General features: G+C 39.5%; 33 protein-coding genes. 22 read left to right on the top strand and 11 right to left on the bottom strand.

The annotated features are described in order from the left end of the window. Positions 1-52 precede the first annotated feature (52 nt). The 4 genes from ACXAFV_RS14215 to ACXAFV_RS14230 all read left to right on the top strand — a co-directional run bounded on the left by ACXAFV_RS14215 (position 53) and on the right by ACXAFV_RS14230 (position 3,656). Positions 53-1,027: a cation diffusion facilitator family transporter gene (locus tag ACXAFV_RS14215; RefSeq protein WP_475127398.1), complete on the top strand. Its 975-nt coding sequence runs from the start codon at positions 53-55 to the stop codon at positions 1,025-1,027. 127 nt (positions 1,028-1,154) lie between these two features. Further along, positions 1,155-1,784 (top strand): NUDIX hydrolase, encoded by a 630-nt coding sequence (locus tag ACXAFV_RS14220; protein ID WP_475127399.1) that lies wholly within the window; start codon positions 1,155-1,157, stop codon positions 1,782-1,784. A 547-nt stretch (positions 1,785-2,331) separates the two neighbouring features. After that, the gene (locus ACXAFV_RS14225) at positions 2,332-3,174 is read left to right on the top strand and encodes an STAS domain-containing protein (protein WP_475127400.1); all 843 of its coding nucleotides are present in this window, start codon (positions 2,332-2,334) and stop codon (positions 3,172-3,174) included. 38 nt (positions 3,175-3,212) lie between these two features. Beyond that, positions 3,213-3,656 (top strand): hypothetical protein, encoded by a 444-nt coding sequence (locus ACXAFV_RS14230; protein WP_475127401.1) that lies wholly within the window; start codon positions 3,213-3,215, stop codon positions 3,654-3,656. A 28-nt stretch (positions 3,657-3,684) separates the two neighbouring features. On the opposite strand, the gene ACXAFV_RS14235 is transcribed toward ACXAFV_RS14230, so the two are convergent. Next, on the bottom strand, positions 3,685-3,936 hold the full coding sequence (locus tag ACXAFV_RS14235) for a DUF2164 domain-containing protein (protein ID WP_475127402.1): 252 nt from the start codon (positions 3,934-3,936) through the stop codon (positions 3,685-3,687). A gap of 232 nt (positions 3,937-4,168) precedes the next feature. Between ACXAFV_RS14235 and ACXAFV_RS14240 the strand changes: the two genes are divergently transcribed. The 3 genes from ACXAFV_RS14240 (at position 4,169) to ACXAFV_RS14250 (ending at position 5,448) form a co-directional block, all read left to right on the top strand. After that, entirely contained in the window at positions 4,169-4,720 is a 552-nt protein-coding gene (locus ACXAFV_RS14240) for a DinB family protein (RefSeq protein WP_475127403.1), read from the top strand. 181 nt (positions 4,721-4,901) lie between these two features. Then, positions 4,902-5,099 carry a cold-shock protein CspD gene (cspD, locus tag ACXAFV_RS14245; RefSeq protein ID WP_032088076.1) on the top strand — a complete coding sequence of 66 codons (198 nt, stop codon included), beginning with the start codon at positions 4,902-4,904 and terminating at the stop codon, positions 5,097-5,099. 136 nt (positions 5,100-5,235) lie between these two features. After that, positions 5,236-5,448: a hypothetical protein gene (locus tag ACXAFV_RS14250; RefSeq protein ID WP_475127404.1), complete on the top strand. Its 213-nt coding sequence runs from the start codon at positions 5,236-5,238 to the stop codon at positions 5,446-5,448. 92 nt (positions 5,449-5,540) lie between these two features. Here the strand turns inward: ACXAFV_RS14250 and ACXAFV_RS14255 are convergent, their stop codons facing one another. Continuing rightward, on the bottom strand, positions 5,541-5,672 hold the full coding sequence (locus ACXAFV_RS14255) for a hypothetical protein (RefSeq protein WP_272867395.1): 132 nt from the start codon (positions 5,670-5,672) through the stop codon (positions 5,541-5,543). 95 nt (positions 5,673-5,767) lie between these two features. Continuing rightward, positions 5,768-6,946 carry an endonuclease gene (locus ACXAFV_RS14260; RefSeq protein WP_475127405.1) on the bottom strand — a complete coding sequence of 393 codons (1,179 nt, stop codon included), beginning with the start codon at positions 6,944-6,946 and terminating at the stop codon, positions 5,768-5,770. Between the two features lie 449 nt (positions 6,947-7,395). Here ACXAFV_RS14260 and ACXAFV_RS14265 point away from each other — a divergent pair, with 449 nt between their 5' ends. Continuing rightward, positions 7,396-8,886 (top strand): BCCT family transporter, encoded by a 1,491-nt coding sequence (locus ACXAFV_RS14265; RefSeq protein ID WP_475127406.1) that lies wholly within the window; start codon positions 7,396-7,398, stop codon positions 8,884-8,886. 123 nt (positions 8,887-9,009) lie between these two features. Here ACXAFV_RS14265 and ACXAFV_RS14270 read toward each other — a convergent pair whose 3' ends face one another. Continuing rightward, a complete protein-coding gene (locus ACXAFV_RS14270; protein ID WP_475127408.1) occupies positions 9,010-10,113 on the bottom strand; it encodes an AI-2E family transporter in 1,104 nt (367 codons plus the stop codon). 155 nt (positions 10,114-10,268) lie between these two features. On the opposite strand from ACXAFV_RS14270, the gene ACXAFV_RS14275 reads away from it, so the two are divergent. Genes ACXAFV_RS14275 through ACXAFV_RS14290 form a run of 4 tightly spaced genes read left to right on the top strand, consistent with a single transcriptional unit; the run spans position 10,269 to position 14,847 of the window. After that, positions 10,269-11,045: a nucleotidyltransferase domain-containing protein gene (locus tag ACXAFV_RS14275; RefSeq protein WP_475127410.1), complete on the top strand. Its 777-nt coding sequence runs from the start codon at positions 10,269-10,271 to the stop codon at positions 11,043-11,045. Between the two features lie 40 nt (positions 11,046-11,085). Next, positions 11,086-12,654, top strand: a complete 1,569-nt coding sequence (locus ACXAFV_RS14280; protein ID WP_475127412.1) for a spore germination protein — start codon at positions 11,086-11,088, stop codon at positions 12,652-12,654. Continuing rightward, complete coding sequence (locus tag ACXAFV_RS14285; RefSeq protein WP_475127413.1) at positions 12,638-13,747, top strand: GerAB/ArcD/ProY family transporter; 1,110 nt, start codon at positions 12,638-12,640, stop codon at positions 13,745-13,747. The genes ACXAFV_RS14280 and ACXAFV_RS14285 overlap by 17 nt, the downstream gene beginning before the upstream one ends. Beyond that, positions 13,744-14,847: a Ger(x)C family spore germination protein gene (locus ACXAFV_RS14290; RefSeq protein WP_475127414.1), complete on the top strand. Its 1,104-nt coding sequence runs from the start codon at positions 13,744-13,746 to the stop codon at positions 14,845-14,847. The genes ACXAFV_RS14285 and ACXAFV_RS14290 overlap by 4 nt, the downstream gene beginning before the upstream one ends. Positions 14,848-14,947: 100 nt before the next feature. On the opposite strand, the gene ACXAFV_RS14295 is transcribed toward ACXAFV_RS14290, so the two are convergent. The 3 genes from ACXAFV_RS14295 to ACXAFV_RS14305 are packed head-to-tail and all read right to left on the bottom strand — an operon-like array spanning position 14,948 to position 16,206. Then, positions 14,948-15,262, bottom strand: a complete 315-nt coding sequence (locus tag ACXAFV_RS14295; protein ID WP_475127416.1) for a DMT family transporter — start codon at positions 15,260-15,262, stop codon at positions 14,948-14,950. Continuing rightward, a complete protein-coding gene (locus ACXAFV_RS14300; protein ID WP_475127417.1) occupies positions 15,250-15,606 on the bottom strand; it encodes a DMT family transporter in 357 nt (118 codons plus the stop codon). Before ACXAFV_RS14300 ends, ACXAFV_RS14295 begins: the two co-directional genes overlap by 13 nt. A 3-nt stretch (positions 15,607-15,609) precedes the next feature. Beyond that, entirely contained in the window at positions 15,610-16,206 is a 597-nt protein-coding gene (locus ACXAFV_RS14305) for a TetR/AcrR family transcriptional regulator (RefSeq protein WP_475127419.1), read from the bottom strand. A gap of 91 nt (positions 16,207-16,297) precedes the next feature. Between ACXAFV_RS14305 and ACXAFV_RS14310 the strand changes: the two genes are divergently transcribed. From ACXAFV_RS14310 to ACXAFV_RS14330, 5 genes are all read left to right on the top strand, one after another. Next, positions 16,298-16,693, top strand: coding sequence for a hypothetical protein (locus ACXAFV_RS14310; RefSeq protein ID WP_475127421.1), 396 nt, complete (start codon positions 16,298-16,300; stop codon positions 16,691-16,693). A gap of 92 nt (positions 16,694-16,785) precedes the next feature. Continuing rightward, positions 16,786-17,151, top strand: a complete 366-nt coding sequence (locus ACXAFV_RS14315; protein ID WP_475127422.1) for an aminoacyl-tRNA hydrolase — start codon at positions 16,786-16,788, stop codon at positions 17,149-17,151. Positions 17,152-17,177: 26 nt separating this feature from the next. After that, positions 17,178-17,516 carry a VOC family protein gene (locus ACXAFV_RS14320; protein WP_475127423.1) on the top strand — a complete coding sequence of 113 codons (339 nt, stop codon included), beginning with the start codon at positions 17,178-17,180 and terminating at the stop codon, positions 17,514-17,516. A 92-nt stretch (positions 17,517-17,608) separates the two neighbouring features. Continuing rightward, positions 17,609-17,842 carry a hypothetical protein gene (locus ACXAFV_RS14325; protein WP_475127424.1) on the top strand — a complete coding sequence of 78 codons (234 nt, stop codon included), beginning with the start codon at positions 17,609-17,611 and terminating at the stop codon, positions 17,840-17,842. Positions 17,843-17,932: 90 nt separating this feature from the next. Continuing rightward, complete coding sequence (locus ACXAFV_RS14330) at positions 17,933-18,394, top strand: NUDIX hydrolase (protein WP_475127426.1); 462 nt, start codon at positions 17,933-17,935, stop codon at positions 18,392-18,394. Positions 18,395-18,797: 403 nt separating this feature from the next. Here ACXAFV_RS14330 and ACXAFV_RS14335 read toward each other — a convergent pair whose 3' ends face one another. Further along, positions 18,798-18,998, bottom strand: a complete 201-nt coding sequence (locus tag ACXAFV_RS14335; protein ID WP_475127428.1) for a hypothetical protein — start codon at positions 18,996-18,998, stop codon at positions 18,798-18,800. A 186-nt stretch (positions 18,999-19,184) separates the two neighbouring features. Between ACXAFV_RS14335 and ACXAFV_RS14340 the strand changes: the two genes are divergently transcribed. Together ACXAFV_RS14340 and ACXAFV_RS14345 are read left to right on the top strand one after the other, a co-directional pair. After that, positions 19,185-19,766: a histidine phosphatase family protein gene (locus ACXAFV_RS14340; protein ID WP_475127430.1), complete on the top strand. Its 582-nt coding sequence runs from the start codon at positions 19,185-19,187 to the stop codon at positions 19,764-19,766. 40 nt (positions 19,767-19,806) lie between these two features. Further along, positions 19,807-20,211 (top strand): thiol-disulfide oxidoreductase DCC family protein, encoded by a 405-nt coding sequence (locus tag ACXAFV_RS14345; protein ID WP_475127432.1) that lies wholly within the window; start codon positions 19,807-19,809, stop codon positions 20,209-20,211. A gap of 26 nt (positions 20,212-20,237) precedes the next feature. On the opposite strand, the gene ACXAFV_RS14350 is transcribed toward ACXAFV_RS14345, so the two are convergent. From ACXAFV_RS14350 to ACXAFV_RS14360, 3 genes are all read right to left on the bottom strand, one after another. Continuing rightward, positions 20,238-20,636: a secondary thiamine-phosphate synthase enzyme YjbQ gene (locus ACXAFV_RS14350; protein WP_475127433.1), complete on the bottom strand. Its 399-nt coding sequence runs from the start codon at positions 20,634-20,636 to the stop codon at positions 20,238-20,240. A gap of 74 nt (positions 20,637-20,710) precedes the next feature. Next, complete coding sequence (locus ACXAFV_RS14355) at positions 20,711-21,436, bottom strand: LamB/YcsF family protein (RefSeq protein WP_475127435.1); 726 nt, start codon at positions 21,434-21,436, stop codon at positions 20,711-20,713. A gap of 161 nt (positions 21,437-21,597) precedes the next feature. After that, positions 21,598-21,768, bottom strand: coding sequence for a hypothetical protein (locus tag ACXAFV_RS14360; RefSeq protein WP_475127437.1), 171 nt, complete (start codon positions 21,766-21,768; stop codon positions 21,598-21,600). 97 nt (positions 21,769-21,865) lie between these two features. Between ACXAFV_RS14360 and ACXAFV_RS14365 the strand changes: the two genes are divergently transcribed. The 3 genes from ACXAFV_RS14365 to ACXAFV_RS14375 all read left to right on the top strand — a co-directional run bounded on the left by ACXAFV_RS14365 (position 21,866) and on the right by ACXAFV_RS14375 (position 24,891). Continuing rightward, on the top strand, positions 21,866-22,537 hold the full coding sequence (locus tag ACXAFV_RS14365) for an HAD family hydrolase (protein ID WP_475127439.1): 672 nt from the start codon (positions 21,866-21,868) through the stop codon (positions 22,535-22,537). Positions 22,538-22,795: 258 nt separating this feature from the next. Then, positions 22,796-23,476: a response regulator transcription factor gene (locus ACXAFV_RS14370; protein WP_475127441.1), complete on the top strand. Its 681-nt coding sequence runs from the start codon at positions 22,796-22,798 to the stop codon at positions 23,474-23,476. Then, positions 23,473-24,891: a HAMP domain-containing sensor histidine kinase gene (locus ACXAFV_RS14375; RefSeq protein ID WP_475127442.1), complete on the top strand. Its 1,419-nt coding sequence runs from the start codon at positions 23,473-23,475 to the stop codon at positions 24,889-24,891. The genes ACXAFV_RS14370 and ACXAFV_RS14375 overlap by 4 nt, the downstream gene beginning before the upstream one ends. Position 24,892: the final 1 nt, after the last annotated feature.

The following is a 24,892-nucleotide window of genomic DNA, read 5'->3' on the forward strand; positions in this document are numbered from 1 at the left end:
AATGTTCTTCACGAAAAGAAACTTTAGATAAAGAAGTCCAGAGGTGAATTGTATGAGTAAGCAATCGATATGGGAATTAGTGAAGAAAGGGAATAAGTCCTCTTTGTATGCGATGATTGGCAATACTGTACTTGCAATAGCTAAGGGAGCTGCGTATGTGGCCAGCGGAAGCGGGGCGATGTTTGCATCTGCCATGCATTCATTGGCAGACTCTATAAACCAAGGTTTTGTGTTTATCGGAAGTGTACTGTCCGAAAAAGAACCCACTAAGAAATTCCCGACAGGTTTTGGCCGTGTCATCAATCTATTCTGTATGATTGCCGTGATTGTTGTATCCATCATGGCGTATGAAACAATCAAAGAAGGTGTTCACCTGATCAATCATCCGGCAGAGGTAAGGGGGATTCTGCTCAATCTATCCATATTATTATTGAATATCATTATTGATGGAGCTATCCTAGTCAAGGTGATGAAGGAAATCGGGGAAGAAGCCAGAGATATCAGAAAGGGCATGGGAATCATACAAGGGGCCATCAAAAATGTAAAAAAAGCTTCTCCTCCTACCAGGCTCGTTTTTTATGAAGATGTAGTAGCAGTATGTGGAGCTGTCCTTGCACTTATTGCGGTACTCGTTTCTTACTTCACAGCTTTTCAGCTTCTGGATGGAATCGTCACGATCATCATAGGGTTCCTGATGGTAGGTGTAGCATTCAGAGTGGGGTATGACAACATGGTCGGTTTGATTGGAGTGGCTGCCCCGAAAGATGTTGAAAACAAGGTTGCCGATATGATACTTGAACACGATATGGTAATGGATATATTTAAAATGAGAATTATCCAAGAAGGGAGATATTATCATGTCGAGGCATATCTAGAGTTGAAAAAAGGACTGCCATTATCACAAGCGGACGACATTAAGTTTTCAATCCAGGAAAAATTGATTGCTGACCCTGACATAACGGATGTCACACTGGGAATCATTGAAGACGATGGTATTCAGGGATGGGGAAGAGATGATACTACTTAAATATAAAGATGAAAAAACCGGCAATGAAGTCATTGCCGGTTTTTTGCTGAATTAACATGAAACTTTTCATTTTGTCAGTTACTCTGTTCATATTATAATAAAGGAATAGCTGAAAGGGGGTGGAGAAATGAATGGGGACGATATCATGCAATCAATAAAGGGACGAACCCCAAAGGTCCTGGGCAGTGAAAACTTTAACGAGTACGCCATTTTAGTGCCATTAATAGAAGTTGATAAAGAAACACATATCTTGTTTGAGGTAAGATCTTATAAACTGCGAAGGCAGCCGGGTGAAATTTGTTTTCCGGGTGGAAGAATCGATAAGACCGATAAAGATGCAAAATCAGCTGCCATACGTGAAACCTCGGAAGAATTGGGGATTTCACAAAAGCTCATTACCGATATTCACCCCCTGGATTACCTTGTTTCTCCTTTTGGTACGATCATTTATCCGTTTGCAGGGAAGCTGAATGCAGGGATAAAGGACCTGAAACCAAACGGGGATGAAGTGGAAGAAGTGTTCACCTCCCCTTTGAAAGACCTGCAAAGAAAAGAACCGGAGTTATATGATATTAAATTTTCAATGGAGCCTGAAGAAAATTTTCCATATAAAAGCATTCCAGGTGGAGAAAACTATGACTTTCAGCCAAGGAATTTGAAAGAACACTTTTATTATTATGAGGACAAAGTGATTTGGGGATTGACTGCCAGAATACTTCATCATTTCATTGAAATCGTTTCAAACCAAAAAAAATAATTTAATATCTACAAAATGCAAATAGAATAGACACGATCATCTCATTTTTACTTTCTTCTGCAAAGAAATTTGTCGGAGAAAGTATTTTTATTTGCCTTCATGTCGGCATTTGTTTGGTTTGTTTCCGTTTAAATAGAGGTAAACATAAAACAAATGAAAGAATGTAATCAGGAGGGGAAAAAATGATCATTCGTGCAAAATCATGGAGAATGCTAAGTGTACAAGAAAAAATGTTTATTTTAAAAGCAGTTTGCAATAAGACCATTCAATCAAGTAAGACGGCGGTGAAATAGTATCCTATTCATGAATAGCACCACACAGAGGCAGAGAGGATTTTATAGTATTACATTAGATTAGTACCAGTACCTCCGGCTAAAATTCTCTCTAATCATTCTTTTTATACAGAATCCCCCGCAAGCAACCCAAATGATCTAAACCCACTATAAAAGAAAAAATGAAATGACCTTTGTCAAATTAATACTTTTTTGAAGTAACAATTTTTATCTTGTGATAAAATAAATAGAGATAAATTTGACGGAGGAAACGAATGAACGAGAATATTAAAAAAATCGGACAAGCAATCATTGATAGGAAATTAGAGCTAGCCAATGAAGTTCATGAGGAAAGATTCGGAGAGATACCTGCTGAAGAGAGAGTAAAGATTGCATCAATAGAAAAAGAAATACTTGAAATACGTGCTGGATTTATACATATTTTTGGAGAAGCGCTTATCGATACTCAAAACAAGGAACACTATAAGGATCTCCTCTCTAAATGGGGAAAAGATACTGGAGAGCGAATTTATAATATGGGTGTTCCTTTAGATGAGGCACTGAAAGATACGAATCATTATAGGAGTGGGATTTGGAAAGAGGTTAAACAGCAAGCTCAGAAACATAATATGTCATTGGAGACAGTGTTTGAAGCTCAGGAAATATTGGATCCGCTTCTTGATCAGGCGGTGTATTCATTCAGTTTGACGTATGTGACATTTCATAAAGAAACACTTGAAAAGGCCAATACCGCGTTTTTGGAATTATCTGTTCCTGTCGTTCCGCTTATCACAGGTGTCGCTGTCCTGCCTCTCATTGGAAACATCGATACTCAAAGAGCCCAGCTTATCATGGAGGAAGCTCTTATGCAGGCCAATAAATTGAAACTGAATAAACTCTTTATAGACCTTTCAGGTGTTGCCATTGTGGATACGATGGTGGCTGACCGTATCTTCATGGTCATTTCTGCATTAAAGCTGCTCGGTGTTAAAACCATCCTGACAGGAATACGTCCTGAAATCGCCCAAACCATCACTCAGATTGGCATCAACTTCAGTAATGTCGAAATAAGGGCAAATCTTCAACAAGCTATAGAGGAATTGAAGACACTCATGTAATGGAGGAATAAACCATTGAAGTGCAGGGGGATATACAATTGAAGAGAAAAGCAACCATCATCGCACTTTTATTTGTCATCGTATTATCGGGCTGTAATGGAAATGCAGCAGAGATGATCACCGATGGAAAAGTGATTATCAACAAAGTAGATCAGACCATCACATTTCAAGGAGTATTGACAGATCGGAAATTGGAAGCAAACACATCATTCCAAGCCCGTTTTTTCCTTCAAGGAAGTACGATTAGAAATGCATTGGAAACGGATTTAGTATATACCGATGAAGAATTAAAAAGTGATGCAGATTTGAAAAAGTCTGAAGAATATAAAGTTCAAACAACTCTTAAAATTAAACAACCACAAAAAATGGACGAATTAGTCCAAGTGATCAAAGATAAGGAAGAGAAAGCTGTCACCATTGAAGTCATTAACAAAAATGGGCGGATAGATGATCAGGTCATACATAAGGTGGAAGAAAAGTAGAGTCAACTGACTCTACTTTTCTTAGTTTTTATTTACGCTGCAAAGGTCTTTTTAAAGCATATAAATCATCTTCCATAAGGAGCATTTTATCCATAAGCACCCTTTTGGAGTCCTCGACACCTTTGTTATAAAGAAATGGACCAACCTCTTTCATGAAGAAATCAAACCAATTTTCCGCTCCCAGATCACCAATTTCGTCACCGGTTTGTTCATAGTAAAAGGTTTGGATACGCTGTATCATCTCGTCTTTTTGTTCCTTTGGTATATTTGTAAAAGTCAATTTTTCAACCCTCCACGACTGCTTTCTTATCATCTTAACATAGGATGAGACGTGGATGGTGAGCGTCTACTTTCTCAGGATCCTTATACTATCAAAATTTCTTGTCTTTTACTATTTGCAAGTATAAGGATGCGTACTTTATTTTTTCACTTTTCTGAATTACTTGATAGAGGAAGGAAGTGGATAACTTTTATCTAATAGTATAGAAGTGGATTAGAAAGGGGACATGACAATGGAACAAGATTCTACTTTTTTGATTAAGGAAAAATATGGTCTGCCCAAGGATTTTGGCCTTCTGATGTCGATGATGGACTATGCGAGGTTAACAACTCTTCAGGAAGTTGAACATCTCTCTATGGAAGAACTGGATTACAGGGCGCATGACGAAGCGAATTCAATAGGAATGCTATTGGCTCATTTTGATGCAGTTGAAAAAATCTATCAGGCACTGACTTTTTCTCATTTAAGTGATGAAGAGGTGGACCGGTACGCAGAAACTCTAGAACCTGCTCTGAGTTTAGGGAAAGCGGCGGAAGTGATCAAAGGTAAGGAAGCCCGTGAGTATCTAGAGAGGTTAAACGAGACCAGAAACAAAACGATAAGCCACTTCAGGCAATTACCAGAAGAATGGCTTTATGAAGAGACCGATTGGTGGTATGGAAAGAAAGGCAATAACTTCTTTAAATGGTTTCATGTCTTTGAAGATGAGATTAATCATCGCGGGCAGATTCGTATGATCAAAAAAATCCTATCTAGAGAAGGGAAAATGGAAAAAATCGATTAAACAAAGCAGTTTGACCTATTTTTTTTCCTTTTCTTGAGTTTTGAAGAACAGTCTGTTATAGTATAAATAATTATTTTTGTTCGGTTAAATTTACACGATAGAAGAACATTCGTCTTGAAGCTTAATCGAAGCAAGAATATTAATATTTTTATGTGCAACTGCACTAGGAGGTACTTGTTTTATGCTACAAGGTAAAGTTAAATGGTTCAATGCAGAAAAAGGTTTCGGTTTCATCGAAGTTGAAGGTCAAGACGATGTTTTTGTTCACTTCTCTGCTATCCAAGGTGAAGGCTACAAATCACTTGAAGAAGGACAAGACGTTACATTTGAAATCGTTGAAGGTGCTCGTGGACCACAAGCAGCTAACGTTCAAAAGTAATTAAATAGCAAAACTCCAAACAGAGTACGTTTTTAGCGTACTCTGTTTTTTTGATGAATACATTTTGAAATTTACATAATAATATTATCTGAAACTTTCGTTGTTTTCGATCTTCTAAACTGAGAGGTGATTGATTTTGTGGAGATATTTTAAGAAGTTTTTTATCTTTGCCGGAGTCTTTGTGGGGACGAGCATTATATTGAGCATCATTACAGGGCTGATACTTACTTATTTCTATACAGAAGGCGGCTTTGCCGGTCATCCAATGATAAGTACAATGATCAATGTCATTTCTGCTGCAGTGGCTGTTTTGGTCGCTTATAGACCATTTAATAAGAAGGTGAAATAATCTTTTTTCATCTAAAGAGAAAGAGCAAGAGAGGGGATGAGCCCATCTCTTGCTCTTTCATTAAGTATACAGCTTTTGAATTATATGTCTGATTACTTATTGTTTTGGTTTTGCTGCTGCTGTTGTTGTTGAGCAGCTTTACGCGCTTTTTGAGCAGCGTTTTGCTCTTGAGCGAATTCAGCTTCATTTTTTTGTTGTTGTGGCTTTTGGTTGTTGTTTGTCATGTTTATCACCTCCGTCCTACATTAAGATGCCCGGTTGAGGTGAAATTATTCTATAAAAATTTATATTTTTATCTTTTTTTGATTTCCTTTTACTACTACTTCCAAATCTCATTCACCCACTCCGGGTGATCGATAAATGGATTCCTGTTTCCTTGATAGCGTTCGTAAATAATTTGGTTTCTTCTCATTTCAAATGAATCCACTGGGTCTTCTTTATGCCACTCCAATAATACGGACAATTTCCCATGCAGGGGCTTATTGTTATTTTCAACTTCATTGTTCAGCTCCAGGTCCAGTTCCCCGCTGTCACCTTCATATCGTACATCCATATAGAAGAGCATTCGTGCGACATCCCCTTTGATGGAATCCTTTGGTTCCCAGGAATCCTTGTCATAGAATGTAAGGGGTGCCTCAGGGTGAGGAGATCCGCCATTATCAAAATCCAAATTGCTTCTTGATGAGTTGACGGTCACATCAGTCGGCCTTAAATGGTGCAGGTCCGTCCCCGGTCCTTGAGATGTACCAAAATCCCCGTGCGACTTTGCCCATACATGTTCTCGGTTCCAATCATCCACATTTCCGCCATTTTGAGTTTTGGACTGGGAGCGCCCTGTATATAAAAGGATGACGTTGCTCTGATCCGACGGGTCCTCATCTGTGTTTTTTAAAGCTTCCCAAACCGCGCTGTAAGTAAGTTCATGGTGATCATCAATAATCTCATGAAGCGTTTGCTTCAATTCCTGTCCCTTTTTTCCTCCGGCCTGATGATAATACTCTTCAAGTTCAGGAGAGTCGGGTTGCTCAGGCTCTTCAATGGGATCAGAATCATTTATCAATGCAAAATCGTCAGGAGATTTCAGTCCGGGTTGTGAAAAATAGTTGCTTAACGTTCCAGAAATAGAGAGTTTCTTTCCGAGCAGGGAAGGATTGGTCATAAGACCGAATGTATGCCGGTATCCGGAAGGGACCTGTACAAAAAGGATTTCGTTTATTTCTGTCTCGTCTGCTGAATCCGCAATAGCGATTGCATAATCGCTGGGAAAATCTTTCTTTAAGATCTTGGACTCCGATACAGGCTGGCCGACTACATAGCCTGTGACGGTCCCGCGGCTTCCGTCCTGCTTATTTATGGCATCAATTACAGACATATTGGTGTATTCCCCACTCGAAGGAGAAGCAGTTTCGGGCTGAGTCCCCTGATTGTAGCTGCAGCCAGTTAGTAGAAATACAATTAGTATCAGTACCCTTGTGTTGAGAAATCGGCGGTTTGTCAACTTTTTTACCTCCTTATGTATCACTATCATTGACTACGCTTAGAATAGTCAATGATTCAGAGTGTTCCAGTTAATTACGGAAAGGTTTAAGAAAGGCTTAATGAAGCGAATGTTTGCTTCTAAATCACCAGCCTCAATTAACAGAGCCTTTTTTGTTAAGAGTACATCAAGAAAGGAAGGGATGGTGACTTTTTGTTTTAGAAACAATAAAATGATACAAACTGCCCATGGTTATCAATAGGGAGGGCAAGTATTAACAGGCTCAGTCAAGCCGATGAGCGCAGCCTATTTTGAGAAGCAGATATTGTTGAAAACATACGATTGAATGAGTTGTTTTAAATCTCTCTTAGCAATTGATTAATCCTGACCGCGTTGGGTATTACTAAATTTAAGCTATTATGGTCATCCTAACGAAAAGAGTCACAGTTGGACTGAAAGGGGAAGTGCTTTTGAAGAAGTTTACATCTATGTTTTGGATATCCATATCAATCGGTGTCATATTTGTACTATGGGGAGTGATTTTCCCGGATAACCTGATTTCTGTCATGTCTAATCTGCAGGGAATCCTTCTTGATAAATTCGGATGGTTTTATCAATTTTCAGCCACATTCTTTTTTTTGGTTGCAATATTTTTCGCGTTAAGTAAGTATGGAAAGATCAGGCTTGGGAAAGACGGGGATAAACCTGATTATTCAACACCGACCTGGTTTGCCATGTTATTCAGTGCCGGTATGGGTATTGGCCTCCTATTCTATGGTGTATCAGAGCCTGTCTCCCATTATGCGTCTCCGCCATTCGGGGAAGGAAATACGATCGAATCGGCACAAGTCGGACTTCGCTATACATACTTACACTGGGGATTTCATGCTTGGGCGATTTATGCCGTTGTAGCGCTTGCACTTGCTTATTATAAATTCAGAAAGGATATGCCTGGTCTGCTGAGTGCCACTTTATTTCCTGTCATCGGAAATAGAATCCATGGTCCTATCGGTTATATTGTGGATATCATTGCGGTTTTTGCCACGATATTCGGTGTAGCGATTTCGCTTGGAATCGGTGCCCAACAAATCAACAGTGGACTGAATTATCTTCTCGATATTCCAATCAGCTTCAACGTGCAGCTTATCATCATAGGAGTCGCCACTGTTTTATTCATCACATCTGCTGCAACAGGGCTTTCCAAGGGGATAAAATACTTGAGTAACGCCAATATGGTCTTGGCAGTGGTTTTATTCTTTAGCTTCTTGTTATTGGGACCTGCACAATTCGCACTAGAGTTATTCCTGACGACATTTGGAAGTTATGTACAGAAACTACCGAGCATGGGGCTGAGGTTCTCTCCATTCAATAAGGAAGATAATCAATGGGTAAAGGATTGGACAATCTTCTATTGGGCGTGGTGGATTTCCTGGACTCCATTTGTCGGAACGTTCATTGCAAGGGTTTCAAGAGGAAGGACGGTCCGTGAATTCATTGTAGCCGTCATCATCGTCCCAACAATTATTTGTGCCTTGTGGTTCGGTGTCTTTGGAGGGACAGGCCTATACTTCGATGTTGTGAAAGGGATGGATGTAGCCGGACAGAGTCTTGAAACTGCTTTATTCTATGTATATGATCTCATGCCGTTAAGCGGGCTTTTGTCTGTCGTTTCGTTATTCCTGATCATTACATTCTTCGTTACGTCTGCAGATTCCGCCACTTTTGTACTCGGTATGCAAACCTCTAATGGCAGTCTGAATCCTCCATTCTTCGTGAAGTTCAGCTGGGGGATCATACTGGCTGCGATTGCGGCCATCTTGATGGGAACTGGAGGGATAAGTGGACTACAGGCAGCAACGATCATAACTGCTCTTCCGCTTGGAGTGGTTCTGTTAGTCATGACTTACGGAATGGTTCTATCATTCCAGAAAGAGGTCAAAAGATCAAAGGATATGAAATAAAAGGACTGGGTCTCAAAAAAGGAAGTCACAGTCCGCATTTTATCAATAGATGCAATAAAGACCTGATTCTCGGAAGCTAATGAAAAAAGTTACAACCGGCTGTGGTTGTAACTTTTTTCTGTCTTATTCCCGTCTCAATTCATCGAAGCCTGAACGGCGGAGTTTGATAAACTTAATCAGATTCAAAATGATTGTTTTTGCTACCGCATAGGTAGGAATAGCCAGAATCATTCCGAGTATTCCTGCTAAGTTTCCTGCGACAAGTAAAAGAATGATGATTGTGGCAGGATGTGTATCGAGTCTTTTTCCAAGTATAAGAGGAGAAAGAACGTTTCCTTCGATCTGCTGTGCGATCGTAATAACAACAATGACAAGGATCGCTTTAGTTGGTGAATCAAAAAGAGCAACAATTACTGCCGGAACAGCACCAAGAAATGGCCCAAGGTAAGGAATGATGTTCGTAACTGCACCAATCAATGCCATGACAAGTGCAAAAGGAAGCCCGATGATCAAATAACCGATAAAGGTAAGAGTACCTACAAATAATGCAACCAGTAACTGACCTTGAATATAGGCAGCAAGTGTTTCGTTTGTATCCTTTAACGTCTTTAACCCTTCTTCACGATAAGAGGAAGGCAGAAATTTAGAAATCGCCTTCGGAAGCTTATGACCATCCTTGAACATGAAGAATAATAAGAAAGGAACAGTCACAATCGTGATCGCGATGCTCGTCAGAATACTGAAAAAGCCTTTGATTCCAGCTGTGATATTGTCAGGGAGTGTATTGGCAAAATCAGCCAGCTGTTTCTCGATATCTTTTATCGAAACATAATCCTGAGTCATCATCCACTTGAATTGTTCTGTTTGAGATAAATACTCGATAAAATCCCTGGTTTGTTTTACATACTCGGGTAATTCATTGATCAGACCCGTCACCTGCCTTGAAATGACCGGTGCGATATTTCCGATGATCAGTGCCAGAAGCCCGATGATTAAAGCATAAAGAACAATAATCGCAAGGGTTCTCGGCAGCTTTGCCTTTTCAAGCAAATTAACTAATGGGTTCAACAAGAAATAAAGAAAACCTGAAATGATGATCGGAAAAAAAAGTGTTGAAAAAAGGACACCTATTGGTTCAAAAATAAATGAAATCTTCGTTCCTACATAAAAAATCGTTAAGATGATAAGAACTTGCAGACTCCAAGTGTAAAATTTCTTCCTGTTCAATCGTTTCACCTCTGAATCTGATTAGTAGCGATAGTAAGCTATGTAAGTATCCAGCCTATCCCATATGCTGGATTTAAAATGTTTCCATTAAGTATACCAAACTGATGGGATAAACTACTACTAATATCTATCCTGGAAAGGAACGAAACAGCGTTATGGACCGAATACTAAGTGAACTGCTGAAAATTGAAGTACAGTACGGGGTGAAAATCCTATATGCCGTGGAGGCAGGCAGCAGAGCCTGGGGATATGAGTCAGACCGTAGCGACTTTGACATCAGGTTTATTTATGTACATCCTCTACCACATTATTTGTCTCTTCAGCATAAAAAAGAAGTAATCGAAATTAAGTGCTTTAATCAGATGGAGTTCGTTGGCTGGGATATTAAGAAAGCATTATCGCTCCTTCACAAGTCCAATCCCTCAATTCTTGAGTGGATGACCGAAGAGAACATCTATACAGAGCATAGGACAGTGGGAGAAATGAGGGAACTTGCCAAAAGGAGTGTTTCATCGTTCAAAGTATTGCACCATTATTTGAAAATGGCGAAAAGAAACATCCATCTGTATAAGGAGAAAAATCAGATTAAACCATTTCTGAATGTGATCAGGCCTTTTCTTTCATGTCTATGGGTGGAACAGTTTCATTCATTTCCTCCTAACCATATCTACAAGGTGTTGAATGAAATATTTATCGACAAACGTGCAAAAGAACAAATAGAAGGGATTCTCCTATCAAAAAAGAAAGGGTTTATAGGGATGCCCTCTAGTCGAATTTTCTCCCTTATCACTTATATCGATAAAGAAATTATGCGAATAGAGGTACATCTGGAGGGAATGGGAAGAGAGCAGCCTGGTAAGATAGAAGAATTCAACGATGTGTTTGTACAAATCCTTGAAGAAATGTGGGGATTCGAGGGACTGCGTTCATAATAATACTAAGTTTCACCCTGTATTGGAAGGATATGCATAAGTGCATATTTCATGGAGAACCTATGGAGAAACAAGACCAACTGAGGGTGTTATGATGAGCGGCTTTGACAAAAAGAATAGAAGAAGAGTAAAGCAGCTTATCCATACGGAGGAGCTGAATAGACAGAGTCTTGAAGAACGAATTGAAGAATTCAAGCAGGGATTCTATCATACGGATGATTTAATAGTCCGCGAAATGATCTTTAATGGAAAGCGGGTCATCATTTTATTTATAGATTCCGTCATCAACAATAAAAATTTGCAGACGTATGTCATTCAACCTATCAATGAAGAAAAGGTTGGTGATATAAAGAATGCCATAAACGCGAATTCGATCGTTGAAACCAAAAGCAAGGATGAGGCAATGAACGCCATGGTTGACGGGCATTGTTTGATTGTTACTGAAGAACATGAAATCATGTACCTGATCAGCATGCCAAAGATCGATGATAATCTTAATGAACCGATCAATGAAAAAGTAGTCAGAGGGTCCCATCAGGGATTCAGAGAAGGTATCACGAAGAATATTCACTTTATCAGAGAAAGGATATCGGATCCTCGACTCACGGTAAAGTACGCGACAGTAGGGGAAACTGCGACAACAAAATTTGCACTTGTTTATATCTCAAACTTAACCGACCCTGTTTTGTTGAATACGATTGAGAATCGAATCAGTTACATTAAAGCGGATGCGATTCAATCTCCGGGCAATTTCGAAGAGTTTTTGGAAGATCATCCATTTTCACCATTCCCTCAATTTTTAAATACTGAAAGACCTGACCGTGTGGCCGCAAACCTGATGGAGGGAAGAGTGGCGCTTGTCATGGAAGGAAGTCCCACAGTACTGATATTCCCAGTTACGTTTTTCAGCTTTCTCCAGACAACCGAGGATTACAATAATCGTGCGTTCATTAGTTCATTCTTCAGGATTGTAAGGTTATTCAGTTTTATCATTGCTCTTTGTCTGCCAGCTTTTTATATTGCCGTCATTTCATTCAATTATGAAATCATTCCGGTCGAGATCATTTTTTCCATTAAAAGCTCGCTGGAATATGTCCCATTTCCCCCGCTGATCGAAGCCATGATCATGCAGCTGACCCTTGAGCTGCTCCGGGAGGCATCCATCAGATTACCGAATCCGATAGCCCAAACGATCGGTGTTGTGGGGGGACTTGTTATCGGAACAGCTGTGGTCGAAGCGAATCTGGTCTCGAACACGATGGTCATCGTTGTAGCAATCACTGCGATCTCTTCTTTTGTCATTCCGTCAAATGAACTGAGCACATCCATCAGGATATTAGGGTTCCCGCTAATGCTGATGGCTGCATTCTTTGGTGTATTCGGTATTGTGATTGGGTTGATGATCATACTAATTCATATGTCAAAACTAAAATCACTTGGACATTCCTATCTTTATCCAATCGCCCCTTTGGATATAAGCAGGTTAACAGATACCCTGATCAGGGTACCGATATGGAGGATAAAGGAGAGGCCCCGCGACTTAAAAGCAAAGTACAGGTGGAGGACGTCAGCCTCAAGAGGATGGAAACAAGATGAAAAAGCAGAGTAAGCTGGCTTCCTTTCAATTAACTTTCTTTATCATTCAAACTCAGATTGGTGTGGGCGTCCTTGGTCTCCCATTTAACGTATTTTCGGTCTCAAAAGGGGATGCGTGGATCTCGGTATTGACTGCAGGGGGGATTATACAAGTCATTGTTATACTCATGTGGCTGCTTGGAAGAAGATTCCCTTCATCATCGATTTTAGAATATTCCAAGCTTTTAGTGGGGAAATTTACTGGAACACTTATCACGATAGGCTTTCTCATCTATGGTATCCTTGTGACCAGTTTGATATTGGTTTCTGCTGCTGAAATCATTAAGTCCTGGTCACTTACGCTTACTCCCAAGTGGGTTATCATGGTCCTTTTGATTCTCCCTGCTATTTATATAGGTAAAGAAACAGTAATGGAAATCAGCAATGTGTATGTTGTGGTGTCCGGCCTGATCATGTTCTTGCTCATCGTTTCAGTCATTGTATTGTTCATCTATCCAGTGGATTGGCGATATTTGTTCCCGATTGGTGCTGCAGGTGGATTAACCATTCTGAGGGGAGCAAAAGAAGCGTATTTTTCAATGTTCGGATTTGAACTTCTTTTATTTTTGTACCCTCATTTCAAGCATAATGGCAGTCGGTCCATTTTAAAATCTGTTACTACAGCAAATGTAATCGTCACACTGGCCTATACGTTCTTTACACTTGTCAGCCTGGTGACGTTCAGCCCTGAAGAATTGAAGATTGTTCCTCAGCCTGTTTTATATTATGTCAAATCCCTTTACTTTCAAGTGCTCGAAAGAATCGACCTATTATTTGTTTCTCTATGGGTCGTAAATGTAATAACTTCCTTGACTGGTTATCTTTTTCTGAGCACGGAAAGCTCCACTCAGATATTGAAACGGTTCAAAAAGCTAAAAAGAGGTTACTCTACAATGTTTTTGGGGTTCTTTCCGCTATTACTGGCTTTGATGCCTGGAAATGAGCAGGAAATAGAATGGCTAAATCAATGGGTGGTCAGTTTTTCATTTATTTTCGTGATTGTGATTCCTATACTTTTGTTGTGTATTTCATTGATCTTTAAGAAAAAGGAGAGTGAAAGTGCTTGAAGAAGCTTCTCATAACCGGAGTAATACTCCTTTTTCATCTTTCTATGACAGGCTGCTGGGATCAAAGGCTTTTGAAAGAAGGAAGATTGGTGTACTCTTCAGCTTTTGATTTACTGGAAGACGACAAGATCTTAACCACTGCCGTCATCAGGGACTTTCAAGGGCAGTACCCAACAAATGTAAAAATACAGGGCGAGGGCAGGACAATCCGAGAAACAAGAATGAAAATGGATCGGAAGGTCTCTGGAACTTTCGAGCCTTCCAAAAATAGGGTCTTTTTACTGGGGGAAGAGTTGGCAAAAAAAGACATTTATCAGTTTTTGGATGTATTCTATCGAGATCCAAGCAGTTCGATCTCAGCTAAAGTGGCTGTTGCAGAAGGGAAGGGAGCGGATATCCTCTCTACATTGGGTCAGAAAAACACATTGATCTCAGAATTCTTAGTGGAACAATTAAGGACTGCGGAAGAATCGACAGAAATTGAAAAATATAATCTGCAAACGATATGTACGGTCATGTTTGATGAAGGACAGGATTTTATCATTCCGTTTATCTCGTTAGAGGATGATGAAGTGGTATTAAAAGGGAGTGCCATCTTCCATAAACATTCCATGGCAGGAAAAATAAGCGTTCTGCAAACAACATTATACTTGCTTCTTAAGGATAAAAAAGGAAAAATTGCAAGATTTATTACAGAGGTGGATACAAAGAATGAATCTCCTCTTGATGACTACATTACCTACAATATTGTGAAGCCAAAGTCTAAGATGATCATCGTTTCGGATTCTCCACATGATATCAAAGTCGAGATCACGATGGAAGCGGGGATCACAATCAACGAATACCCCGCAGATAAGTTAAAGGATGAGAAAATGATAAAGAAAATCAACAAAAAAATTGAGGAAGACTTAACAAACCGCTCAATGAAACTGATTGAAACCATCCAAGCAGCCAATGCCGATTTATTCGGGATAGGGAGAGAACTGATCGCGTTCCATCCAAGAACATGGGAAAAGATCGATTGGGAGAAAGAATATCCCGAAATCACAATCACTCCAAAGATTGAAACAGAGATTATCGGTCATGGGATCATCAATTAATTTGGGTTTGCAGCTCTGTTAAACGGTTTAGTGTTGATCAGCCTTAGGGAAATATACAGCTTTAGTTGAAATCTCTCTTCGGTTTAACAGAGCCTTATATTTAAGATACAATCTTGAGCCCAACGATACTGATCATGATCACACTGATGAAAAACAATCTAGCAGGATTTTTCTTCTCTTTAAAAAATATCATGCCAATCACTACTGCGCCTGCTGAACCGATACCTGTCCAAATACCGTAACCGGTGGATACTGGTATGTGCAGAAGGGAAAGGGACAGCAGGTAAAAGCTAAGCGCACCGGCGGAAAAACTGATGATAGAGGGAAGCCATCTCTTATATCCATCGGAAAGCTTCATGAAAGTAACCATGACAACCTCCGCTAAACCGGCGGCGATCAATGCTAACCAAGCCATTCTTCAGCCCTCCTTTGTTCCTTCTTTTCCTTATCGCTTATTTTAAGACCGATGACCCCGATAAGGAGCAGTATGATGAACGTAATCTTTAACAGATTGACGTCTTCCTGAAGGAAGGTCATCCCCACTATAGCTGTTCCGGCAGCCCCAATTCCTGTAAAGACGGCATATGCAGTTCCGATCGGTAGTAATTTCATTGAATTAGAAAAGAAATAAAAGCTGATGACAATCAGGCATGCAGTGATGATGCTTGGCAGAGGCTCTGTAAACCCTTTTGACAACGAAAGACCTGTTGCCCATCCGATTTCCAGGAGTCCCCCGATGATGACGTAGATCCAACCCATAAGTCATTCTCCTTTTCCTTTGAAAATTCCCATTGTGTACACTTTCCACACTGCGTTCATTCTTTTCTGAAAGATGTCTTCCTGATAATAATGATGCTCCAGAAAAACACCATCAACCAGGCATAGAAAAGAAGCTTTGAAATCATGCAGGCTAATTTCTTCCAATGAACCCTTATCATGGGCATCTTTGAAGATCTCTTCCAGAACTCTGGTGATCGTTTCTTCGAATTGAAAGAACTTTTCCTCAATCATTTCTTTAAATTGCGGAGGCGGAAAAAAGGTGACCCGCTTCCATAATAATGCTTCTTCAGTAGTCATCAATCGGCTGCAGTACAAATCGAATAACAGTCTGAGATTGTCCTTTGGAAAGCCTTTTTCCATTTTCTTCTGAAAGTGTTGATAAGCTGTCATTTCAGAAACCAGCAAATCATCCAACACAGCAGAAAAAATATCTTCTTTATTGTCAAAATGATTGTAAATGGATGGCTTTTTAATCCCGACATAGCTGGCAATTTCATGAAGGGACGTATCTTCATATCCTTTTTGTCCGAATAAGCGTAAAGCAATTTTTTTAATTTTATTTTTGTTGTCCTGTTTCATAGTATGAACGCCTCCGAATTTAAACTAACTACCGTTCGTTAGTTTAAATTTTAACTGCTTTTATATTGAAATGCAACCGAAAATAATTGTCATGAGTAACATTCGTATTTCATATAATGACTCTGTTGATTTCAAACAGAAAGGCCGGGGGCTCATGAGGAATGAAAAAGTGAAGATTGCGTTTTTATGTCTTTCGATGGTTTTTTTAGTCTACCTGCTAAATTTCAAAGGGTTCATTGCTTCTAAAGGTGAGAGGTGGATGACGATTGAAGAAAAATATTATCCTGGAGATGGTGCTTTTCTAAAAGGGATTAGGACGGGTGATGAAATCAGAAGAGAAGGTACAGGTTGTGCTTTTAAGTTCAGCATCCACCATAAGCCCGCCATTTACAGTATTGATTGTGACAGGTATGCAGATTACCGAATCGGTGAGAAGGTAAAGGTGACCGTTCATGATGATAAAATAATGAAAATCAGAAGAAAGTAATCCTTCTTTCCATTTCCAATCTTCTAATAAAAACGCTAGTATTGATGTATACATTTTATTGGATTATGTATTCGAGAAAGGGGAAATGGATAGTGACAAATAGAGATCTTGTCCAATATTTCGTCGTAAATTGGGAATTGAACATGTCAAAAGGTAAAACAGCTGCACAAGTGGCACATGCAGCAACACTAAGCACCATTGAAATGGCCTCTACCAACACCTCATTCAAGGATAGGCAGCCTGATTTCGTGGAGTGGTTACAAACTGGAATGAAAAAAATCATACTTAAAGGAAAGCAAGCTGAACTTGAAAAATTGGAAGGTAATGGATTTTTCAGTATCCGGGACAGCGGATTAACTGAGATTGAAAAAGGGTCACTAACCGTAATAGCTTTGCCCCCAATGGATAAGTGGGAAGCAAAAGAGCTTGTCGGGCACCTTACTTTATTAAGGAATTGAACTTAACTTAGAAGGAGTGATGTCAATTGTTTTCGAAAATAGATACGATACATATTTCTGTCAGTGATTTAGAGCGTGCCCGGAAGTGGTATAAGACGGTGCTTGAACTAGAGGAAATCTTTCATTCGGGTCACTATATTGTGTTTAAGGTGGGATCGGGAGAAACTCCGATTACCATTCAGGAGGGAGAAGTCCGTTCTTCCTCAACGAAAACAATATTATTTTCTGATGCCTTGGAAGAAACAAGATTAAAGTTGCTCGATCGGAAAGTGAAGGTTGGGGAGGTTCTAACAGATGAAGGCGTAACGTATTTTGAGTTCAAGGATTTGGATGGTAATCACCTTGAAGTCTGCCATTATCTATAGATATACATATGTTTTACTTTTCTGCATATTTGTTATATTGGTGTGAAAATGGATGATTTTTCTATATAATATGGATGTGGAGGTGAAAAGTTATGGAACAAGGCATGGCAATGGAAGGGATTGGGATTTTCTTTGGGCTTTTTAGTATTCTGTATATAGGAATTGCGTTATTTATTACTGTATTGACAATTGTGTTCATTTTTAAAGCAATGAGTTTTATGAAACATAAAACAGAGAGTGATCGCAAGTTGATTCAAGCCATTGAAAGATTAGATTCAACGCATAAGGCAAATATCACAGAACCTTATGAAAATGACATGCGATGATTGTTATAACCCAATGAAGCATCTGCTCTTCTTGGGTTTTATTATTTATTACATAGTAATAGTACTTGGCAATAGAAAGGAAGTATCCAGATGGGCTACATTGACGAGTTAAGAAAGCTGGTGGGTACCCGGCCTGTGATCCTGCCTGGCGCAGTGGTGATTATACTTGATGAACGGATGAATGTCCTTCTTCAGCAGAGGAGATTTCCAAACGGGAAATGGGGATTGCCTGGAGGTTTAATGGAGTTGACGGAATCCACCGAAGAAACTGCACGAAGAGAAGTAAAAGAAGAAACAAATTTACAATTAGGCGACCTTCACCTATTAAATATATACTCCGGAAAAGATCAGTACATAAAAGCAGAAAACGGTGATGAATTCTATGTTGTTGCCACCGTATACTTCACAAACGAATTCCACGGTGAAATGAAAGCCGAACAAACAGAATCAATCAAACTTGAATTTCACCCACTAAAGAACCTTCCCTCAAACATGGTCGGAAGCCATAAAGAAATGGTAGAAGAATATATAAGACGATATTGCTTAACATAAAAAAGTAAGTAGTATGCATATCTTCTGAACTAAAAGATTTACAATATACTCTCAAAAAATCATAAACCACCCCCAAAAAATGATTCGGCATGAACGAATACTGTATTATCAAGTACTTCATGCATGGAAAGATCATATAAACAACCGGGGAGGTATTTTAAGTATGAACATAGATGAAATACTGGAAGATACCGCAGAACTTGCACAAGAAGATATTCACACGCCAATTTATAGATTTGACATAGATCGACTTTTAGAACAAACGGATGATCTGTAATGATCAAAAGCAATAACCAGTAAGGGAACCCGCTCCCTGATCACATAGATAAAAGCGGTTAACAGACTAACAAAAAAAGGAAAGTCCCAAGCGTAAGGGACTTTCCTTTTTGTTTGCCATTCGCTTTTAGTCATGGCGTTTATGTTTATTGACCAATTCTTTCATCATATTGATGATGGTGGCTCTTTCTTCCTTATTGAAATGCTGTACCCAATTGTTGATGAGCAGATTTTCTTCCATTGAAAGATCCCTCTGTAAAGCATCTTCAAAAATCCCCTTTATCTCAGATCCTTTTCTATGATTATCAATTCCTACTTCAGGTCTCATAACTCTTTATAACCTCCTTGTTTTCTAATTATTTTCCCTTTATTGAATATATAAAACATCCGGATGTGGGAAAAAGAATCGTGAATAGAACAGGGGGTATGATATTTCTCATCAATTATAGGTTCGTTTGTGATAAAATCAGTAAAAACATCTATACAGTAGATTACAGTAGGGGGAGAGAAAGCAATGACTCATATTTGTATCGTCCGCCACGGTCAAACCGACTGGAATCTGAAGGGCAGACTTCAGGGACAGACGGATATCCCGCTTAATGAAACGGGTAGGAAACAAGCTGAGGAGTGCAGGGAGTTTCTGAAGGATATGGAATGGGATGTAGTCGTCACTACTTCCCTTAAGAGAGCGAAAGAAACCGCTGAAATCATCAATGAAGCTCTTCACCTCCCAATAATAGAAATGAATAGTTTCAAAGAACGATATTTTGGTGAAGGTGAAGGATTGACAAGAGACGTAAGAGAGAAGCAATATCCTGACTTTGTATTCCCAGGAATGGAGCCTATCGAGGAACTTGAAGAGCGGATTGAAGCAGGTTTGAAGGATGTCAATAAACAATTCCCGGAAAAAAAAGTCTTGATGGTTTCACATGGTGCCGTCATCCATGCAATTATAAAAAAGTATCACTTAGATGGAAGCAAGCTGGAGAATTTCCGGCTGTTTAACGGATGCTTAACCAACCTGCATCACAAAGAAGAAGTCTGGAATGTGGATGATTATAATGTCACAGATCATTTAATCGAATGTAAGAAGTAACCTCTTAGATTAATAAATATAACGGAGAGGTGTTGGACCTATGGGAATCATTTTATTCGACGGAATCTGTAACTTATGTAATAACTCTGTACGTTTTATCATTCAAAAGGATCCGATGCGGGAATTCAAATTTGCTTCCCTGCAGAGCGAAGCCGGGAAACACTACATGGAGCAATATCATATTCCTCAATCCACTGACAGTATAGTGTTGATTATGGATGGTAATGTATATTTGGAATCGACGGCAGCTTTAAAAATAGCGTCGCGTTTAAAGTGGCCATGGAAGATTTGCAGTATATTTTTGATGCTTCCGAAGCCGGTCAGGGACAGATTGTATAAGTGGATAGCCACAAATCGTTATGAATGGTTCGGTCGTAATGATTCATGTATGATCCCAAGTAAAGAAAACCGAGACAGGTTCCTTGAAGAAAAGACTCCGAATTGATTCGGAGTCTTTGTTCTGAAAGGGTACTATGAACCCATGACGCTAACGGCAAATTTACGATTTCGAGGCCCATCAAATTCACAGAAATAAATCCCTTGCCAAGTACCCAGCAATAATTGTCCTTCTTTAATGATGACTGTTTGGGAATGCCCCACCGTACTTGTCTTTAAATGAGCAGCTGTATTACCTTCACCATGGAGGTCTTTGGAGTGATTCCAGGGATAAACTTCATCAAGTCGTCTTAGAAAATCCGTCTTTACATCAGGATCTGCATTCTCATTTACTGTAATTCCAGCAGTGGTATGCAGTGATTGTATAATGGCCAGTCCCTCTGTAATTTCTGATAGATTGACACAGTCCTGAACGCTGCGTGTGATTTCAATCATTTCATCACGTTTGTGAGTTTCTACGTTCATTATTCTCATTCGTCATACTCCTTCCTGAAAAATACTTCTCCAAGTTTCTATCCAGCAATATCTATGTTTAATCTATTCTGGCCTTAAACCAGTTTTTCCCTCAGCCTCTTAGCAAGGCTGACACCTTCTATATTATCCCCATGTAAGCAAATCGTATCTGCTTGGATGGAGATGACTTCCCCAGTTATGGTGTGCACCTTTTGATGCTCAACCATTCTAAGCACCTGTTCCTCCACTCTGTCAGCATCATGGAGGACAGCATCTGGAAGAGACCTTGGAGTGAGAGTTCCGTCTGCTTGGTAAGTGCGGTCAGCAAAAACCTCGTGGGCGACTTGTAAACCTGTTTCTAAACCAGCCTCGGTCAATTCGCTTCCTGAAAGGCCGAATAATACGAGACTTTCATCTATATCATATACTGATTTCGCGATAGAGCGTGCGAGTTCCCTGTCTTTTGCTGCCATATTGTATAATGCACCGTGCGGTTTTACATGAGTAAGCTTTCCACCTTGTGCCGTTACCATTGCCTGCAATGCACCGACTTGATATTGCACCAGTGCATATGCTTCCCGTGGTGTAATATGTATGATTCTTCGTCCGAAACCCTGAAGGTCCGGCAAACCTGGATGTGCACCTACCTTCAGGTCAAGTTTTAGGGCTTGTTCTACGGTCTGCATCATGACCAGGGGATCGCCGGCGTGCATGCCGCATGCAATATTGACAGAAGATACATACTTCATCATTTCTTCATCTTGCCCAATTTTATAAGCACCGAAGCTTTCTCCCAAATCACAATTTAAATCAATTCTCATCGTAAGCACCCTTTCAAGTATCATCATATAAGTAGTATTCATCTTATCATATGAATGTTGTTCAATCACTTCTAAGGCTGAATCGAGCTAAGGATAATGTATCAGTCGTTAACAACCTTTGGTAGAATGATAGAGAATTACTCAAAAGAAAAAGCTCGATCCTAGGAAGGACTAAGCTTTAATTTTACCTTTTTATAGAGAGATTTTATTTTTCCTTCTTTTACTGGATGATTATTCTCTATTACTCTCGTACGCAGGATAAAATAGATTACTTCTTCAAAGATGGCAAAACATAAAATGAAAGATGCGGAAAGTATGATCCACATTGTCATATCCTTCTCTCCTTTCAACTAAAGGTAATACATATATATGGATATAAATACCTCTTCATGAAAATAATTAAACGTAATGATGAAAGGAAGAAGAGAATTGAAGGCTATCCTTTTTGATTTAGATGAAACCCTGTTGAACAGGGGACAATCATTATTGAATTTCATCAGTGAACAATACGACCGTCTTTTCACAGATTATGGTGTGAACAAAGAAGAGTTCTGCTCAAAGTTTGTGGAGTGGGACCAAAGAGGGTATGTATGGAAAGATGCCGTCTATGAAAAAATGATGGAGTATTTTTCCTTGAATCATTTATGTTCGGAAGATTTAGTGAAGGATTATTTATTGAATTTCGCTCGGCACGCTGTACCATTTCCCGGTTTGCATCATGTATTGTCGACACTGAAAAGAGAAGGATACTTCTTAGGGCTTATTACCAATGGAAGAGAAGATTTACAGACCAGTACCATTGAGGCGCTTAAGATAGCATCATTTTTTGACATCATATTAATTTCAGAAAGCTTAGGCATTAAAAAACCTGATCCCCGTATTTTTAAACATGCTTTGAATCAACTGGGAGTCGAACCTTCAAATGCCATTTATGTAGGTGATCATCCAATAAATGATGTAGAGGCTGCCATTCAATGCGGTATGACCGGGGTATGGAAAAAAACAGAGTATCGGGATGGGCAAGAGATTCATTATAAAATAGAAGAACTATCTGATTTACTGGGCTTGATTAAAATCATTGCCAAAATGAATAGACAATAATCAAATTATGTTAACTTACCCTGTTTTAGCGAAATTTTATCGTCTTCTCATCAGAATTTAATATTGAGAGTGGATGATGAACCCGAGAGCTAATAAGGGAGGTAATCATATGATGTGGATTCGCTTCATACCCATCCTGTTTTTTAGTTTCACAGCTATGACATTGTTCACTTATCAGGGAATTGAAATTTTTCAGGCGTTCAATGACTTTTTCACAACAAAGAAATAAAGAAATCAGTATATTTAGCAGGTGAGTGAATGAATAGAGTTTTAGTAATTGAAGACGAAAAAAATCTATCGCGTTTTATTGAATTAGAGCTTAAATATGAAGGGTATGATACTGGCCTCGCATATACAGGGAGGGACGGGCTGGATTTGGCATTAAACGAAGAATGGGATGTTATACTGCTCGACCTGATGCTCCCGGGCCTTAACGGACTCGAAGTATGCAGGAGGATCAGACAGTCTAAAGAAACTCCCATCCTGATGATAACAGCACGGGATAGTGTGATGGACAGAGTATCAGGCTTGGACAGTGGAGCGGATGATTACATCGTAAAACCATTTGCGATAGAAGAGCTCCTGGCAAGACTGAGAGCTGTCTTTCGCAGGTCGAAAAACGATCTCTCTCAATCCCCGGTTACTACTCATGCCCATAAAGACCTGACAGTTCATAAAGAATCAAGACAAGTATTTAAAGATGGTAATGAAATCATAGTGACGAAAAGAGAGTATGATCTCCTTCTTGCATTTTTGGAAAATAAAAATATAGTGCTGACACGGGATGTCCTGCTGAATAAAGTATGGGGCTATGATACGGAAGTTGAAACCAATGTTGTAGATGTTTATGTTCGTTATCTGCGCAATAAACTGGATTCCCCTGAGGATGAGAGTATCATTCAAACGGTACGGGGAACTGGATATGTGTTGAGGTCATGAACACATGGATGAGATGGTTTACACCATCATCTTTAAAGGTCAAGTGGGCACTTGCAGCCGGGTCAGCCATATTTTTCGCGTTTTTTTTGTTCAGCTTCTTTCAATATCATGCAATTAGCAAATGGATGATTGATGAAGAAGAGAATAACTTCAATCGTGTTCTGGATGAGATCACGGTTTTCTTTAAACAGCGCGGCCCAAATATCGAACTGGAAGATATTTATGACAGCCGAGATTTCATGAAGGAGATTGCAGAAAAGGATCAGACCATCAGGATACTTGACCATCAAGGAGAACAGACTTTGGGAATCAGCGGGGAAAATGAGCCGGCCTTTTATATACCTTTTCAGCCAGTCAGAGATAAAACAGTGAAACTGATCGAATCTGACGGAAGGAAGATATTGATTGGACATTCTCCAATACGATCGAAACAATTCGATGGGTATGTAGAAATCATTCAGCCGCTCAATCGTTATGAAAAAATAATGAAGAACTTATTTTGGATGATGACGATAACCGGCGCTGCTGCATTGCTGTTAAGTGCTTTACTGGGTTATTTAATGGCAAAAAGTTTCATAAGGCCGTTGAATAAATTATCAGAGGCAATGCGATCTATTGAACAAGGTGGATTTCAGAGGCGGGTAGAAAACACGAACGCTCACGACGAAATCAGTGATTTATCACAAATATTCAATAAAATGATGAGTGAGATTGAAAAGTCATTCAACCAGCAGCAGCAGTTCGTGGAGGATGCCTCGCATGAATTAAGAACTCCCATTCAAGTACTCGAGGGACATCTCGCCTTATTAAACAGATGGGGGAAAAAGGATCCTTCGATACTGGAAGAATCCTTACAGGTCTCATTAAAAGAGCTAGAAAGAGTAAAAAGGCTAGTGGGAGAACTCCTCGAATTATCAAGAGCGGATCGTGAAATGACAGATTATGAAAATTCCAACGTAAACATAAAGACAGCAGCAGACAAAATCATCCGTGATTTTGCGTTTCTGCATGAAGATTATGTGTTTCTGGTCAAGAATGAGCTTGGGCAAAACATAAACGCGTTTATATTGAAGAGACATTTAGAACAAGTTCTGGTTATTTTATTGGACAATGCTGTAAAGTATTCCGAACCTCGAACTTTCATTGAAGTTCATTTATCAGAGATTCAGGGGCACCTAGTCATTGATGTGAAGGATGAAGGGATTGGAATACCTGAAGCAGATTTGGAGAAGGTCTTTGATCGTTTCTATAGGGTAGATAAAGCAAGAAGCAGAGAAAAAGGCGGATATGGCTTAGGCCTGGCGATTGCCTCAAAGATAATTAATAATTATGGCGGAACAATCGAAGCGAAAAAAAATGAGCCGGCAGGGACAATCATACGAGTTTCTTTAAAAAAATCATCGAATGCAATGTAGA

Source organism: Rossellomorea sp. ABR4_012, from assembly GCF_056159545.1.

Bases quoted from the DNA above. Each gene is read 5' to 3' on its own strand.
- cspD (WP_032088076.1), top strand. From the start codon at position 4,902: ATGCTACAAGGTAAAGTTAAATGGTTCAATGCAGAAAAAGGTTTCGGT.
- ACXAFV_RS14285 (WP_475127413.1), top strand. From the start codon at position 12,638: ATGAAAAAGCAGAGTAAGCTGGCTTCCTTTCAATTAACTTTCTTTATC.
- ACXAFV_RS14335 (WP_475127428.1), bottom strand. From the start codon at position 18,998: ATGAGACCTGAAGTAGGAATTGATAATCATAGAAAAGGATCTGAGATA.
- ACXAFV_RS14360 (WP_475127437.1), bottom strand. From the start codon at position 21,768: ATGACAATGTGGATCATACTTTCCGCATCTTTCATTTTATGTTTTGCC.
- ACXAFV_RS14355 (WP_475127435.1), bottom strand. From the start codon at position 21,436: ATGAGAATTGATTTAAATTGTGATTTGGGAGAAAGCTTCGGTGCTTAT.
- ACXAFV_RS14240 (WP_475127403.1), top strand. From the start codon at position 4,169: ATGGAACAAGATTCTACTTTTTTGATTAAGGAAAAATATGGTCTGCCC.
- ACXAFV_RS14330 (WP_475127426.1), top strand. From the start codon at position 17,933: ATGGGCTACATTGACGAGTTAAGAAAGCTGGTGGGTACCCGGCCTGTG.
- ACXAFV_RS14255 (WP_272867395.1), bottom strand. From the start codon at position 5,672: ATGACAAACAACAACCAAAAGCCACAACAACAAAAAAATGAAGCTGAA.
- ACXAFV_RS14325 (WP_475127424.1), top strand. From the start codon at position 17,609: ATGGAACAAGGCATGGCAATGGAAGGGATTGGGATTTTCTTTGGGCTT.
- ACXAFV_RS14275 (WP_475127410.1), top strand. From the start codon at position 10,269: ATGGACCGAATACTAAGTGAACTGCTGAAAATTGAAGTACAGTACGGG.
- ACXAFV_RS14305 (WP_475127419.1), bottom strand. From the start codon at position 16,206: ATGAAACAGGACAACAAAAATAAAATTAAAAAAATTGCTTTACGCTTA.
- ACXAFV_RS14370 (WP_475127441.1), top strand. From the start codon at position 22,796: ATGAATAGAGTTTTAGTAATTGAAGACGAAAAAAATCTATCGCGTTTT.
- ACXAFV_RS14375 (WP_475127442.1), top strand. From the start codon at position 23,473: ATGAACACATGGATGAGATGGTTTACACCATCATCTTTAAAGGTCAAG.
- ACXAFV_RS14340 (WP_475127430.1), top strand. From the start codon at position 19,185: ATGACTCATATTTGTATCGTCCGCCACGGTCAAACCGACTGGAATCTG.
- ACXAFV_RS14215 (WP_475127398.1), top strand. From the start codon at position 53: ATGAGTAAGCAATCGATATGGGAATTAGTGAAGAAAGGGAATAAGTCC.
- ACXAFV_RS14345 (WP_475127432.1), top strand. From the start codon at position 19,807: ATGGGAATCATTTTATTCGACGGAATCTGTAACTTATGTAATAACTCT.
- ACXAFV_RS14295 (WP_475127416.1), bottom strand. From the start codon at position 15,262: ATGGCTTGGTTAGCATTGATCGCCGCCGGTTTAGCGGAGGTTGTCATG.
- ACXAFV_RS14300 (WP_475127417.1), bottom strand. From the start codon at position 15,606: ATGGGTTGGATCTACGTCATCATCGGGGGACTCCTGGAAATCGGATGG.
- ACXAFV_RS14310 (WP_475127421.1), top strand. From the start codon at position 16,298: ATGAGTAACATTCGTATTTCATATAATGACTCTGTTGATTTCAAACAG.
- ACXAFV_RS14225 (WP_475127400.1), top strand. From the start codon at position 2,332: ATGAACGAGAATATTAAAAAAATCGGACAAGCAATCATTGATAGGAAA.
- ACXAFV_RS14350 (WP_475127433.1), bottom strand. From the start codon at position 20,636: ATGAGAATAATGAACGTAGAAACTCACAAACGTGATGAAATGATTGAA.
- ACXAFV_RS14220 (WP_475127399.1), top strand. From the start codon at position 1,155: ATGAATGGGGACGATATCATGCAATCAATAAAGGGACGAACCCCAAAG.